This window comes from Streptomyces sp. NPDC085524 (assembly GCF_044541755.1).
Lineage (GTDB): Bacteria > Actinomycetota > Actinomycetes > Streptomycetales > Streptomycetaceae > Streptomyces.
In genome coordinates this window covers 309050-322908 of sequence record NZ_JBITTH010000005.1, presented here as the reverse complement: position 1 = coordinate 322908, position 13859 = coordinate 309050, and the positions used below count along the sequence as shown (strand labels likewise).

The following is a 13859-nucleotide window of genomic DNA, read 5'->3' as shown; positions in this document are numbered from 1 at the left end:
GCGGGTTTGGCAGGCTTTGCCTCATGAGCGCGCAGCGGATTCTGGTGGTCGACGACGAGCCCGAGGTACGGGCCGCCGTGGAGGACGGCCTCGCCGTCGAGGGGTACGAGGTGAGGGGCGCGGCGGACGGGCTGGCCGCGCTGTCCGAGGTGGCGGCCTGGGAGCCGGACGCCGTCGTCCTGGACGTGATGATGCCGGTGCTCGACGGGCTCGGGGTGTGCCGGCAGCTGCGCGCGATGGGGGACCGTACGCCCGTACTCGTCCTGACCGCGCTCGATTCCGTCAGCGAACGGGTCGACGGGCTGGAGGCCGGGGCCGACGACTACCTCGTCAAGCCGTTCGCGCTGGACGAGCTGGTCGCCCGGGTGCGGGCGCTGCTGCGGCGGGCCGCGCCCGAGCCGGCCGGCGCCGCCCCGCTCGCCTTCGGGGACCTCGAACTGGACCCGGCGACCCGCACCGGGCGGCGGGGCGGGCGGCCGCTGGAGTTCAGCCGCACCGAGGCCGCGCTGCTGGAGCTGCTGCTGCGGCACCCCGGACAGGTGCTGCCGCGCGAGCTGATCCTGGAACTGGTGTGGGGGCGGGACTTCGGACCGGACTCCAACTCCCTCGCCGTGTACGTCGGCTACCTGCGCCGGAAGCTGGAGGCGGCGGGCGAGCCGCGGCTGGTCCACACCGTGCACGGGGTCGGCTACCGGCTGGACGCGGTGTGAGCGGGGGCCGGCGGCGGCTCGGGGGCGTCTGGCGCAGGCGGCGGCCGCTGCGGACGAGGCTGGCGCTGGCCGTCACCGCGGCGGTGGCCCTGGTGGCCGTCGGGGTGTGCGCGGCCGCGTACCTCGTCGTACGGTCCGCGCTGTACGAGCAGCTCGACCTCAGCCTGACCCAGTCCGCCCGGCTCGCCGCCCAGCGCAACCCGGGCGAACCGCCGGGCACCCTCGCGGGGGAGTGCCGGTTCCTGGCCGCCCCCGCCTGCGCGGAGGTGGTGCCGGCCGACCCGGCCCAGGACCCGCGTCCGCCGGGGCAGCTCCCCGTGGCCCCCGCCGCGCGGGAGGTCGCGGCCGGGAAGCGGGCCCCGTACTACACGGACATCACGGTCGCCGGGCACCCCGCGCGGATGCTCACCACCGACTACGCCAAGGGCCGGGCCCTGCAGGTGGCCCTGCGGGCGGACACCGTCCGGGCGGGGATCGAAGAGGCCTCCTGGTGGCTGCTGCTGACCGCGGCGGCCGGGGTGCTGCTGGCCGCGGTCCTGGGGTACTGGGTGTCCCGGACGGGGCTCGCCCCGGTGACCCGGCTGACCGCGACGGCCGAGCGGATCGCCGCGACCAGGGATCCCCGGCACCGGATCGAACTCCCCCCGCCCCTGCCCGGGGCCCTCGGGAGGGAGGACGAGATCACGAGGCTGGCCGGGAGCTTCAACACCATGCTCGGCGAGCTGGAACAGTCCGTCACCGCGCAGCGGCGGCTGGTCGCCGACGCCTCGCACGAACTGCGGACCCCGCTGACGGCCCTGCGGACCAACGCGGAACTGCTGGCGCGGGCCGACCGGCTGACCGACGCCCAGCGGGAGCGGGCGTCTGCCGCGCTGGGGCGGCAGCTGCGGGAGGTGACGGGGCTGGTCAACGACCTGATCGAACTGGCCCGGGACGAGGAGCCGACGCCGCTGGTCGAGCAGGTACGGCTGGACGCGCTCGTGGAGCGGTGCGTGGAGGGGGCGCGGGCGCACTGGCCGGAGGTGCCGTTCGCCGTGCGGACGGAGGCGGTGGTCGTCGCCGGGGTGCCGGCGCGGCTGAGCCGGCTGCTGTCGAACCTGCTCGACAACGCGGCGAAGTTCAGTCCCGGGGGGCTGCCGGTGGAGGTGGAGCTGGTGGTCCCCGACTCCGGCGTGCCGGAGCTGACCGTACGGGACCACGGGCCGGGGATCGCGGCGGAGGACCTGCCGTACGTCTTCGACCGGTTCTACCGGGCGGGGGCGGCGCGGGCCCTGCCGGGGTCGGGGCTGGGGCTGGCCATGGCGCGGCAGATCGCGCGGGCGCACGGTGCGGAGCTGGTCGCGGAGGCGGCTGCGGGGGGCGGGGCGCTGTTCCGCGTGCGGTTCGGTGCGGGTGGCGGCTGAGCGCCCCGCCCGGGGCTCCGCCCCGCACCCCGCGCCTCAAACGCCGGCGGGGCTGGATTTCGGCTGCTGCCGTCTGCGCCCTCCGGCCCGTCCGGCGTTTGAGGACCGGGGGTCCGGGGCGGAGCCCCCGCCGGGTCCGGGCGGAGCCCGGGGAACGGTGGAAGGGCGGGGCGGGGAGCGGCTCCGCGCAGCGGCACCCCGGGGCGGCCCGCACGCGAGGGGGCCGCCGGGGCCGGGCGCGCGGCGGGGCACCTCCTCGGCCGTCGAACGTTTCCAGGGGTCGGAGGGTGGAGGGCGGTTGCGTTCGACGCCCTGCGGGGGCGCCCGGCCGCACACCCGGCCCCGGCGGTGCGGGGTCAGGTGCCCGGGGTGGGGTCGGGGGCCAGGCGGGGGAGGGCGTCGGGGTGGTGGGTGGCGAGCCAGGAGATCAGGCGTTCGCGGATCGTGCAGCGCAGCGTCCAGACGTCGGCCGCATCCTTCGCGGTGGCCGTCGCCCGGATCTGGATGGTGTGGGGTGTGGTGTCCGTCACCACCAGGGCCCAGGCGCGGCCGTCCCACTCCGGGATGCCGGGCAGGAGCGCCTCCAGGTGGTCCCGCAACAGCGGCACCGGCGCGCTGTGGTCGAGGTGGAGGAAGACCGTCCCGGTCATCTCCGCGCCGCCGCGGGACCAGTTCTCGTACGGCTTGCTCGTGAAGTACGACACAGGCATCGTGATGCGGCGCTCGTCCCAGGTGCGGACGGTGAGGAAGGTCAGGGTGATCTCCTCGACCGTGCCCCATTCCTTGTCGACCACCACCGTGTCGCCGATGCGGACGGTGTCGCCGAAGGCGATCTGGAGGCCGGCGAAGATGTTGCCCAGCGAGGACTGCGCCGCGATGCCCGCCACGATGCCGAGGACGCCCGCCGAGGCCAGCATCGAGGCGCCGACCGCCCGCATCTGGGGGAAGGTCAGCAGCATGCTCGCGACGGCGACCACGATCACCACCGCGCTGACCACCCGGTGGATCAGCGTGACCTGGGTGCGTACCCGGCGGACCCGGGCCTCGTCCGCGGTCGCCGCGGCGTACCGCGCGTACACCGAGTCGACGGCGGCCGTCACGACGCGGACCGCCAGCCAGGCCACCGAGGCGATCAGCACCAGGTTGAGGAAGCTGCCGACGGCGAAGGCGTGGTCGGGAAGGATCCCGGCCTGCCGGTAGGCACCCCTGAGCAGCGAGGCGCAGAGCACCACCTGGAAGGGCAGGCGGCAGTGGCGCAGCAGGCCCCAGAGCGGGGTCTCGGGGTGCCGGGCGGCCATCCGCCGGAGCACCAGGTCGGCCGCCCAGCCCGCGATCAGGGTGACCGCCAGCGAGCCGCCGATGACCGCCGCGGGACGCAGAACGCTCTCGATCTCCATGGGGGAGAACGTATCGGGAAGGCACCCCGGCGAACTGGCACGATGGGGGCATGAACATCATGCTTTTCCACTCGACGTACGGGCTGCGGCCCGCGGTGCACGCGGCGGCCGACCGGCTGCGCGCGGCCGGGCACCAGGTCCAGGTGCCGGACCTGTTCGAGGGGCGCACCTTCGAGACCGTCGAGGAGGGCATGGCCCACCGGGACGAGATCGGCCGTGACGAGCTGCTCAAGCGCGCGGTGCTGGCCTCCGCGCCCCACTCCGACCAGGGTCTGGTGTACGCGGGCTTCTCCTTCGGCGGTTCCGTCGCCCAGCACCTGGCGATGGCCGACGAGAAGGCGCGCGGCCTGCTGCTCCTGCACGGGACGGCGGACCTGGAGGAGGACGCGGCGGTGGACGAACTGCCCGTCCAGCTGCACATCGCGGACCCGGACCCCTTCGAGCCGCACGACTGGCTGACCGCCTGGTACCTGCGGATGCAGCGGGCCGGGGCCGACGTGGAGGTCCACAGCTACCCGGGCGCCGGGCACCTGTTCACCGACCCGGGGCTGGACGACTACGACGCCGAGGCCGCCGAGCAGACCTGGAAGGTCGCGCTGGCGTTCCTGGATTCCCTGTAGGAAAGAGGGTGCGGGGCACGGGCCGGCGTTCGCCGGTCCGTGCCCCGCACCGTGTTACGCGGCTGGGGTTCAGCCCGCCCGGTAGGCGGTCCAGCTGCTGCTCATGCGGGCCACCTGGCCGGCGGTGAACTGGTACATGCAGGAGTCGTACGTGTAGTCCATGAAGTTGTGGATCGGGTCCGCGCCGGGCTTGCTGGCGCAGCTGTCACGGCCGGTCGGGCACTCGTAGGCCGCGCTCTTCTCGGCCGGGGTGTCGGAGACGTAGTCGCCGTTGCCGTTACAGCCGCCCTGGAAGGTGTGGTAGAGCCCCATCCAGTGGCCGACCTCGTGGGTCGCGGTGTCGCCCTCGTTGTAGTTGGTCGCGGAGCCGCCCGGCAGGGAGGTGTCGAGCACGACCACGCCGTCCATGTTGGGGGCGGAGTTGTAGGAGCTCGGGAAGGTCGCCCAGCCGAGCAGTCCGCCGCCGAGGTTGGCGGTGTAGAAGTTCAGCGCGCCGGCGCCGCCCTTGCGCAGGGTGGTCTTCATGTCCTTCTCGGCCTGGGAGCCGGAGGTCAGGTTGTACCAGGTGGCGTTGTCCGTGTAGTCGGTGGCCGCCAGGGTGAACTGGAAGTTCGTGTTCACGTTCCCGGTGCCCTGGCCGCCGTAGGCGGCGTTGAGGACCGCCAGCTGGTTGTTGATCTGGGTGGACGTCAGCTTTCCGGTGGTGCCGGAGTGCACCACGTGGAAGTACACCGGGATGGTCGTGACGGCGGCCTCGGCGCCGGCCAGGCCGCGCTGCGGCTGGTTCTTCAGGGCCTTGTCGAGCTTCGCCTTGAGGTCGGCGTCCATGGCCTTGGCCTGGGCGTCGGTGAGCTCGTTGGGCTCGGCCGCGTGCTGCTCCTTGGGGCGGGCGGTACGGGCGTTGGCGGCGACGCCGGAATCCTGGGCGCACGCCTCGGCGGGGGTCTTGGCGGCGGCCAGGGTGGTGGGGGCGGCGAGCGGGGTGAACGCCAGGGTTCCGGCCAGCACCGCCGTGCCCATCAGGCGGCGGCGAAGAAGGGGGGATATGCGGGCAACAGCGCGCACGTGTGCTCCTCGCGTGGGGGGTTTGGCGTGAAGACGATCTCTCCACGTTGGCGGGAAGCTTATGTGTTCATGACATGCAGGGGTCAAGACCCTTACGTAAAAGATTTGTTGCTTGTCATGACAGGGGGGCGCCTGGTCTGCACCAGACGCCCCTCTGTGGCGTAAAATTGACGGTCAGTCAGTTAATTTGTCCGGAAAGTCTGTGGAGCCGGCCGGATCAGCGGACCGGCTGCCACACCCGCTCCACCTTCTGGGTCCCGTTGAGCGTCCGGTACGAGCGCTCCCACGCGGACGTGGCGTCCTGGCGCCGCTTGTCCGAAACGGCGTAGTAGTCCATCTGCGAGCGCTCGGCCGTCACGTCGAGGACGCCGTAGCCGTGGGAGTCCATGTCCAGCCACTTCACGTGCCAGTTGGCGGCCTTGATGGCCGTCTCCGCCACCAGCGAGGCGGTGTCCGCCGGTACGTGCAGGATGTCGTCGATGTTGTCGGAGGTCACCGAGGTGACGACGAACTCCGTGGCGGCCGTGCCCGAACCCGGGTACGTGGCCATGTTGACCGGCACCTCGTTCGCCCACGCCATGTGGATGTCGCCGGTCAGGAACACCGTGTTCTTGATGTTCCGGTCCTTCAGGTGGCCGAGCAGTTCCTTGCGGTCGTCCGTGTACCCGTCCCACTGGTCCACGTTGATCGCTATGCCGCCTTCGGGCAGGCCCAGGAGCTTCGTCAGGGGCCCCAGCAGGTGCGCGGGCAGCGAGGCGAAGGCCACCGGCGAGATCATCACCGAGGTGCCGACCAGCTTCCAGGTCGCGTTCGAACCCGCGAGACCCGCCTTCAGCCAGTCCAGCTGGGCGCGCCCGGTGATGGTGCGCTCCGGGTCGTCCACCGAACCGCTGCCGACCTTGACCTGCTGCGAGCGGAACGAGCGCAGGTCGAGCAGGTGCAGGTCGGCGAGGGTGCCGAAGCGCAGCCGCCGGTAGACGGTGCCCGCGATGGAGGCGCGTACGGGCATCCACTCGAAGTACGCCTGCTTGGCGGCGGCCGCGCGGGCCGCCCATTCGCCCTCGGCGCCGGGCGCGTGGTTCTCGGCGCCGCCCGCCCAGGCGTCGTTCGCGAACTCGTGGTCGTCCCAGATGGCGACGATCGGGTGCGCGTGGTGCAGGGCCTGGAGGTCGGCGTCCGTCTTGTAGTTGCCGTGCCGGGTGCGGTAGTCGGCGAGCGAGACGATCTCGTGCTTCGGCTCGTGCTGGCGCACGACGTACTTCGCCTCGGGGTAACCCCCGGTCTGGTACTCGTAGATGTAGTCGCCCAGGTGCAGGATCGCGTCCAGGTCGGTCCGGGCGGCCAGGTGGCGGTACGCGGAGAAGTAGCCGGACTCCCAGTTGGCGCAGGAGACCACGCCGAAGCGGACCCCGGCCGTGGTGACGTCGTGCCCCGGGGCGGTCCGGGTGCGGCCGGCCGGCGAGACGGCGGTGCCGGCGGTGAACCGGTACCAGTACGCGGTCTGCGGCTGGAGCCCGCGCACGTCCACCTTGACCGTGTGGTCCGTGGCCGCGCTCGTGGAGACCTCGCCGCCGGCGACGATCCGGGAGAAGGCCTTGTCCGCGGCCACCTCCCAGCTCACCGACGTGGCCGGGCCGAGCCCGGAGCCGGGCACGGCCTCCGGCGTCGGGGTGACGCGGGTCCACAGCAGGACCCCGTCGGGCAGCGGGTCGCCGGAGGCGACGCCGTGCAGGAACGCGGGTGCGTTCGCGGCGGCGTGGGCGGCGGGGGCGCCCAGCGCGGCGGCCACCGGGGCGAGGGCGGCCGTGGCGGCCGCGGCGAGAACGACCGTTCGGCGGCGGGGGTTTGCCGCGCCGGCGGAGCGCTCGGAGGAGGAATCGAGAAGACTGGTCACGGATGATCACATTACTGACGGGTAGACCGTCTGGACCATCCCCCGAAAGGCAACGGACGGGCGAACTCCGGGAGTTCACCCGCCCGTCTTGCCGGAGATCATCCGGAAATCATCCGCAAAATGATCCGGATCAGCCGGCGATGGCCTTGTCGATCGCCGCCGTGAACTGGTCCGCCGTCTGCGGGGTCTCGATCTTCTTTCCGTCCATCTTCAGGGTCGGAGTGCCCTGGACGCCGCTCTTGTCGAAGACCTTGGACATCTCGATCGCCCACCGGTCGTAGGTGCCGCCCTCGACGGCCTTCTTGAACTCGGCGTTGCCCTTGAGCGCCGGGACCTGGTCCGCGACCTTCAGCAGGTAGTCGTCCTTCGCGAACTTGTCGTCCTTCTCCTCCGGGTGGTTCGCCGCGGAGTACAGGGCCGACTTGTACTCGAGGAACGCCTCGGGGCTGACGTTCAGGGCCGCGCCCAGCGCGCTCAGGGCGTTCTTCGCGCCGGTGCCGCCGAAGCCCTTGTCCAGGAAGGTGGCGCCGATGAACTGGATCTTGTACTTGCCGGCGTCGACGTCCTTCTTGATCTGCGCGCCGGAGGTCTGCTCGAACTGCGCGCAGACGGGGCAGCGCGCGTCCTCGTAGAGCTCCAGGGTCTTCTTGGCGTCCGCCTTGCCGATGACGACGGTCGTGCCGTTGTCCCCGGTGGTGTTCTTCGGCGCGACCAGCGCCGCGTCGGCGGCCTTCTCCCACTCCGAGGGCTGGTTCGCCTTGACGACCGCGTAGCCGATGCCGCCGGCCAGCGCGAGGGTGGCGACGACGGCGCCCGCCACGATCACCTGGCGGCGCGCCTTGTCCTTCTTGGCCTGCTTCTCGCGCTCGATGCGCAGCTTCTCGCGGGCCGCTGCCTTGTTCGCCTGGCTGTTGCGTGCACTCATCGTGATCTCCGTGGGGTGTGACATGGGAAGGGGTGGACTGCCGTACCTACGTCAGGCGCGTGCGAACGCGCCCGGTACGGGAGGCCCCCGCCGTCCCACGGAGTGCGCGGGGAACCGCGTACGGGCCACCGCGCCCGGGAGCGCCGGCCGCCCCTGCCGCGGCTTCGCCCGCCCCGACGCCGCCGCCCCGGCCCCGGTCAGGAGCAGCGGCCGGAACGCGAAGGCGGCCACCGCCCGCAGCATCCGGCCCAGCGCCCGCTCACCGCGGTGCAGCCACGCGGCGGCCAGCAGCCCGACCGAGACGTGCGCGCCGAGCAGCACCCAGGGGGCCCACGGACCGGGCGACGCGAGCAGCGCGGCCGGATCGGCGGCGGGCCCGGTCATCTCGGTCAGCGGCCCGCCCACCGGGGCGCCGCCGCACAACGCGTCCAGGCCCAGCGCGCGCAGCGGGCCCGCGACCGGGCCACCCGCGGGGCCGTAGCAGACGTGCTGCCCGGAGGTGAAGACGGTGTCCGCGGCCAGCTCCAGCGGCACGAGCAGCCCGGCGATGGGGCCGAAGCCACGCCGGCGCCCCGCGAGCGCGTAGGCGATCGCGAAGACGGCGGCGAAGGCCCCGCCCACCAGCACGGGCGGCAGCGGGACCCGGGACATGAGGACGTGCGAGCCGGCCGAGAGCAGCACGACGAGCGCGCTGAACAGCGCGGCCCGCAGCCCCCGGAGTCTCACCCCTGATATGTCCATCGCCGCGAGTCTGTCACGTGAGTCTGTGAAAGCGGGCCGCAGGTGGGCACTACGGCGTGATACGGCCGTTGCGGAAGAGGTCCACGAAGATCTGGTGGTCCGAGCGCGCCCGGGCCCCGTAGGCGTGGGCGAAGTCGACGAGCAGCTCGGCGAAGCCCTCCTCGTCGGCGGCGATCGCCGCGTCGATGGCCCGCTCGGTGGAGAAGGGCACCAGCGACTGGCCGCTCTCGGCCTCGTCGGCCGAGGCGTGCATGGTGGCGGTGGCCCGGCCGAGGTCCGCGACGACCGCCGCGATCTCCTCCGGGTCGTCCAGGTCGGACCAGTCCAGGTCCACCGCGTACGGGGAGACCTCGGCCACCAGCTGCCCTGCGCCGTCCAGCTCCGTCCAGCCGAGCCACGGGTCGGCGTGCGCCTGCAGGGCCCGCTGGGAGATCACCGTGCGGTGGCCCTCGTGCCGGAAGTACTCCCGCACCGCCCGGTCGGTGATGTGCCGGGAGACGGCCGGGGTCTGCGCCTGCTTGAGGTAGATCACGACGTCGTTCTCCAGGGCGTCGCTGTGCCCCTCCAGCAGGATGTTGTAGGAGGGCAGCCCGGCCGAGCCGATGCCCACGCCCCGGCGGCCCACGACGTCCTTGACCCGGTAGGAGTCCGGGCGGACCAGGGACTCCTCGGGGAGGGTCTCCAGGTACCCGTCGAAGGCGGCCAGCACCTTGTAGCGGGTGGCCGCGTCCAGCTCGATGGCCCCGCCGCCCTCGGAGAAGCGGCGCTCGTGGTCGCGGATCTCGGTCATCGAGTCCAGCAGGGAGAAGCGGGTGCGGGAGCGGGCGTCGCGCAGGGCGGTCAGCAGCGGGCCCTCGGCGGTGTCCAGGGTGAAGGAGGGCACCTCCTCGTGCTTGGCGCCCGCGGCCAGCTGGTGGATGCGCTCGCGGTAGGCGGCCGCGTAGGTCCGCACGAGGGCGCCGATCTGCTCGTCGCTGAGCGCCTTGGTGTAGCCGATCAGGGCGACGGAGGCGGCGAAGCGCTTGAGGTCCCAGGTGAAGGGACCGACGTAGGCCTCGTCGAAATCGTTGACGTTGAAGATCAGCCGGCCGTTGGAGTCCATGTACGTGCCGAAGTTCTCGGCGTGCAGATCGCCGTGGATCCACACCCGGCCCGTGCGGTCGTCCAGGTAGGGCCCGCCGTGCCGCTCCCGCTCCAGGTCGGAGTAGAAGAGGCAGGCCGTGCCCCGGTAGAAGGCGAAGGCCGAGGCCGCCATCTTGCGGAATTTGACCTGGAAGGCGGCGGGGTCGGCGGCGAGCAGCTCACCGAACGCGGTGTCGAACACATCGAGTATCTGCTCGGCGCGCTGCTCGTCGGTCGTCTCGGGAACCGCCATGGCGGATGCCTCCTGGTGCACGGGGTGGTACGGGTTCTGACCGACTGGACGTCGATCACGTGTTCCTGGTTCTGCAACGCCCGACCGTATCTTTCCGTGCCCCGGAAGTGTCACCCGTGGGACGTAGGATTCATAGCTGCCGCCCCTCTCGCCCCCGGAGGCCCCCACCGTGTCAAAGACGCCGTTCACGCACCTGCACGTCCACACCCAGTACTCGCTGCTGGACGGTGCCGCGCGGCTCAAGGACATGTTCGCGGCCTGCAACGAGATGGGCATGACGCACATCGCCATGTCCGACCACGGCAACCTGCACGGGGCCTATGACTTCTTCCACACCGCGCAGAAGTCCGGGATCACGCCGATCATCGGCATCGAGGCGTACGTGGCTCCCGAGTCCCGGCGCAACAAGCGGCGCATCCAGTGGGGCCAGCCGCACCAGAAGCGGGACGACGTCTCCGGTTCCGGCGGTTACACGCACAAGACGATCTGGGCGGCGAACGCCACCGGGCTCCACAACCTCTTCCGGCTGTCCTCCGACGCCTACGCCGAGGGCTGGCTCACCAAGTGGCCGCGCATGGACAAGGAGACCATCTCCAAGTGGTCGGAGGGCCTGATCGCCTCCACCGGCTGCCCCTCGGGCGAGCTCCAGACCCGGCTGCGCCTCGGCCAGTTCGACGAGGCCCTGAAGTCGGCCTCCGAGTACCAGGACATCTTCGGCAAGGACCGGTACTTCCTGGAGCTGATGGACCACGGCATCGAGATCGAGCGCCGGGTCCGCGACGGCCTGCTGGAGATCGGCAAGAAGCTCGGCATCCCGCCGCTGGTGACGAACGACTCGCACTACACCTACGCGAGCGAGGCCGGCGCCCACGACGCCCTGCTCTGCATCCAGACCGGCAAGAACCTCTCGGACCCGGACCGCTTCCGCTTCGACGGCTCCGGCTACTACCTGAAGTCCACGGACGAGATGTACGCCATCGACTCCTCGGACGCCTGGCAGGAGGGCTGCGCCAACACGAAGCTGGTCGCGGACCAGATCGACACCGAGGGCATGTTCAAGTTCCGGAACCTGATGCCGAAGTTCGACATCCCGGAGGGCCACACCGAGGTCAGCTGGTTCCGCGAGGAGACCATGCGCGGCATGCACCGCCGCTACCCGGGAGGCATCCCGGACGACCGGATGAAGCAGGCCGAGTACGAGATGGACACGATCATCTCGATGGGCTTCCCCGGCTACTTCCTCGTGGTCGCCGACTTCATCATGTGGGCCAAGAACCAGGGCATCGCAGTGGGCCCCGGCCGAGGCTCCGCGGCCGGCTCGATCGTCGCGTACGCCATGGGCATCACCGACCTCGACCCCCTCACCCACGGTCTGATCTTCGAGCGCTTCCTGAACCCCGAGCGCGTCTCCATGCCCGACGTCGACATCGACTTCGACGAGCGCAGGCGCGTCGAAGTGATCCGGTACGTGACCGAGAAGTACGGCCAGGACAAGGTCGCCATGATCGGTACCTACGGCACCATCAAGGCCAAGAACGCGATCAAGGACTCCGCGCGGGTCCTCGGCTACCCGTACGCCATGGGCGACCGCCTCACCAAGGCCATGCCCGCCGACGTCCTCGGCAAGGGCATCCCGCTCTCCGGCATCCTCGACCCCTCGCACCCCCGCTACGGCGAGGCCGGCGAGATCCGCGGGATGTACGAGAACGAGCCCGACGTGAAGAAGGTCATCGACACCGCCCGCGGCGTCGAGGGCCTGGTCCGCCAGATGGGCGTCCACGCCGCCGGCGTGATCATGTCCAGCGAGACGATCACCGACCACGTGCCCGTCTGGGTGCGGCACACCGACGGCGTCACCATCACCCAGTGGGACTACCCGAGCTGCGAGTCGCTCGGCCTGCTGAAGATGGACTTCCTCGGCCTGCGCAACCTCACGATCATGGACGACGCCGTCAAGATGGTGAAGGCCAACAAGGGGATCGACATCGACCTCCTGGCCCTGCCGCTCGACGACCCCAAGACCTTCGAGCTGCTCGGCCGCGGCGACACCCTCGGCGTCTTCCAGTTCGACGGCGGCCCCATGCGCTCCCTGCTGCGCCTGATGAAGCCCGACAACTTCGAAGACATCTCCGCCGTGTCGGCCCTCTACCGGCCGGGCCCGATGGGCATGAACTCGCACACGAACTACGCCCTGCGCAAGAACAAGCAGCAGGAGATCACCCCGATCCACCCGGATCTGGAGAAGCCCCTCGAAGAGGTGCTCGCGGTCACCTACGGCCTGATCGTCTACCAGGAGCAGGTGCAGAAGGCCGCCCAGATCATCGCCGGCTACTCGCTCGGCGAGGCCGACATCCTGCGCCGCGTGATGGGCAAGAAGAAGCCCGAGGAGCTGGCGAAGAACTTCACCATCTTCCAGGAGGGCGCCCGTAAGAACGGGTACACCGACCAGGCCATCCAGGCCCTCTGGGACGTCCTGGTGCCCTTCGCCGGCTACGCCTTCAACAAGGCGCACTCCGCCGCGTACGGCCTGGTCTCCTACTGGACCGCCTACCTCAAGGCGAACTACCCCGCCGAGTACATGGCAGGGCTCCTCACCTCGGTCAAGGACGACAAGGACAAGTCCGCGATCTACCTGAACGAGTGCCGCCGCATGGGCATCAAGGTGCTCCCGCCGAACGTGAACGAGTCGGAGCCCAACTTCGCCGCCCAGGGCGACGACGTGATCCTCTTCGGCCTCACCGCCGTCCGCAACGTCGGCCAGAACGTCGTCGAGTCGATCATCAAGACCAGGAAGGCCAAGGGGAAGTTCTCCTCCTTCCCCGACTTCCTCGACAAGGTCGAGGCCGTGGTCTGCAACAAGCGGACCGTCGAGTCGCTGATCAAGGCCGGCGCCTTCGACGAGATGGGCCACACCCGCAAGGGCCTCGTCGCCCACCACGAATCCATGATCGACAACGTGGTGGCGGTCAAGCGCAAGGAGGCCGAGGGCCAGTTCGACCTGTTCGGCGGAATGGGTGACGAGGACGGCAGCGACGAGCCCGGCTTCGGGCTCGACGTGGAGTTCTCCGACGTCGAGTGGGAGAAGTCCTACCTGCTCGCCCAGGAGCGCGAGATGCTCGGCCTCTACGTCTCCGACCACCCGCTCTTCGGCCTGGAGCACGTGCTCTCCGACAAGACCGACGCCGGCATCTCCCAGCTCACCGGCGGCGAGCACTCCGACGGCGCCGTCGTCACCATCGGCGGCATCATCTCCGGCCTCCAGCGCAAGATGACCAAGCAGGGCAACGCCTGGGCCATCGCCACCGTCGAGGACCTGGCCGGCTCCATCGAGTGCATGTTCTTCCCCGCGACCTACCAGCTCGTCTCCACCCAGCTGGTCGAGGACACCGTCGTCTTCGTCAAGGGCCGCCTCGACAAGCGCGAGGACGTCCCGCGCCTCGTCGCGATGGAGATGATGGTCCCCGACCTCTCCTCGGCCGGCACCAACGCACCCGTGGTCCTCACCATCCCGACCGTCAAGGTCACCCCGCCGATGGTGACCCGTCTGGGCGAGATCCTGCGCCACCACAAGGGCAACACCGAGGTGCGGATCAAGCTCCAGGGGCCGCGCACCACCACCGTGCTGCGCCTCGACCGGCACCGCGTCCAGCCCGACCCGGCCCTCTTCGGCGACCTCAAGGTGCTGCTCGGACCGTCCTGCCTGGCCGGATGAGGCCGTAGGCGCACACG

General features: G+C 71.0%; 10 protein-coding genes. 4 read left to right on the top strand and 6 right to left on the bottom strand.

Annotated elements, in window-relative coordinates:
• Nucleotides 1-23 precede the first annotated feature (23 nt).
• On the top strand, nucleotides 24-710 hold the full coding sequence (locus tag ACIGFK_RS10225; protein ID WP_376661003.1) for a response regulator transcription factor: 687 nt from the start codon (nucleotides 24-26) through the stop codon (nucleotides 708-710).
• Complete coding sequence (locus ACIGFK_RS10220) at nucleotides 707-2113, top strand: sensor histidine kinase (RefSeq protein WP_376661004.1); 1407 nt, start codon at nucleotides 707-709, stop codon at nucleotides 2111-2113. Before ACIGFK_RS10225 ends, ACIGFK_RS10220 begins: the two co-directional genes overlap by 4 nt.
• A gap of 356 nt (nucleotides 2114-2469) precedes the next feature.
• Here the strand turns inward: ACIGFK_RS10220 and ACIGFK_RS10215 are convergent, their stop codons facing one another.
• On the bottom strand, nucleotides 2470-3504 hold the full coding sequence (locus ACIGFK_RS10215; RefSeq protein WP_376661403.1) for a mechanosensitive ion channel family protein: 1035 nt from the start codon (nucleotides 3502-3504) through the stop codon (nucleotides 2470-2472).
• A gap of 56 nt (nucleotides 3505-3560) precedes the next feature.
• On the opposite strand from ACIGFK_RS10215, the gene ACIGFK_RS10210 reads away from it, so the two are divergent.
• Complete coding sequence (locus ACIGFK_RS10210; RefSeq protein WP_376661395.1) at nucleotides 3561-4130, top strand: dienelactone hydrolase family protein; 570 nt, start codon at nucleotides 3561-3563, stop codon at nucleotides 4128-4130.
• 69 nt (nucleotides 4131-4199) lie between these two features.
• Here ACIGFK_RS10210 and ACIGFK_RS10205 read toward each other — a convergent pair whose 3' ends face one another.
• From ACIGFK_RS10205 to ACIGFK_RS10185, 5 genes are all read right to left on the bottom strand, one after another.
• Nucleotides 4200-5150, bottom strand: coding sequence for a zinc metalloprotease (locus tag ACIGFK_RS10205; protein WP_376658714.1), 951 nt, complete (start codon nucleotides 5148-5150; stop codon nucleotides 4200-4202).
• A 262-nt stretch (nucleotides 5151-5412) separates the two neighbouring features.
• Nucleotides 5413-7089, bottom strand: a complete 1677-nt coding sequence (locus ACIGFK_RS10200; RefSeq protein WP_400051199.1) for an alkaline phosphatase D family protein — start codon at nucleotides 7087-7089, stop codon at nucleotides 5413-5415.
• 130 nt (nucleotides 7090-7219) lie between these two features.
• Entirely contained in the window at nucleotides 7220-8014 is a 795-nt protein-coding gene (locus tag ACIGFK_RS10195) for a DsbA family protein (RefSeq protein WP_376658711.1), read from the bottom strand.
• A gap of 51 nt (nucleotides 8015-8065) precedes the next feature.
• On the bottom strand, nucleotides 8066-8755 hold the full coding sequence (locus tag ACIGFK_RS10190; protein ID WP_376658710.1) for a hypothetical protein: 690 nt from the start codon (nucleotides 8753-8755) through the stop codon (nucleotides 8066-8068).
• A 49-nt stretch (nucleotides 8756-8804) separates the two neighbouring features.
• The gene (locus ACIGFK_RS10185) at nucleotides 8805-10130 is read right to left on the bottom strand and encodes a DUF2252 domain-containing protein (RefSeq protein ID WP_386469151.1); all 1326 of its coding nucleotides are present in this window, start codon (nucleotides 10128-10130) and stop codon (nucleotides 8805-8807) included.
• A gap of 169 nt (nucleotides 10131-10299) precedes the next feature.
• Here ACIGFK_RS10185 and dnaE point away from each other — a divergent pair, with 169 nt between their 5' ends.
• Nucleotides 10300-13842 carry a DNA polymerase III subunit alpha gene (gene dnaE / locus ACIGFK_RS10180; RefSeq protein ID WP_376658708.1) on the top strand — a complete coding sequence of 1181 codons (3543 nt, stop codon included), beginning with the start codon at nucleotides 10300-10302 and terminating at the stop codon, nucleotides 13840-13842.
• Nucleotides 13843-13859 lie beyond the last annotated feature (17 nt).

Bases quoted from the DNA above. Each gene is read 5' to 3' on its own strand.
- ACIGFK_RS10225 (WP_376661003.1), top strand. From the start codon at position 24: ATGAGCGCGCAGCGGATTCTGGTGGTCGACGACGAGCCCGAGGTACGG.
- ACIGFK_RS10190 (WP_376658710.1), bottom strand. From the start codon at position 8,755: ATGGACATATCAGGGGTGAGACTCCGGGGGCTGCGGGCCGCGCTGTTC.
- ACIGFK_RS10185 (WP_386469151.1), bottom strand. From the start codon at position 10,130: ATGGCGGTTCCCGAGACGACCGACGAGCAGCGCGCCGAGCAGATACTC.
- ACIGFK_RS10210 (WP_376661395.1), top strand. From the start codon at position 3,561: ATGAACATCATGCTTTTCCACTCGACGTACGGGCTGCGGCCCGCGGTG.
- ACIGFK_RS10195 (WP_376658711.1), bottom strand. From the start codon at position 8,014: ATGAGTGCACGCAACAGCCAGGCGAACAAGGCAGCGGCCCGCGAGAAG.
- ACIGFK_RS10205 (WP_376658714.1), bottom strand. From the start codon at position 5,150: ATGGGCACGGCGGTGCTGGCCGGAACCCTGGCGTTCACCCCGCTCGCC.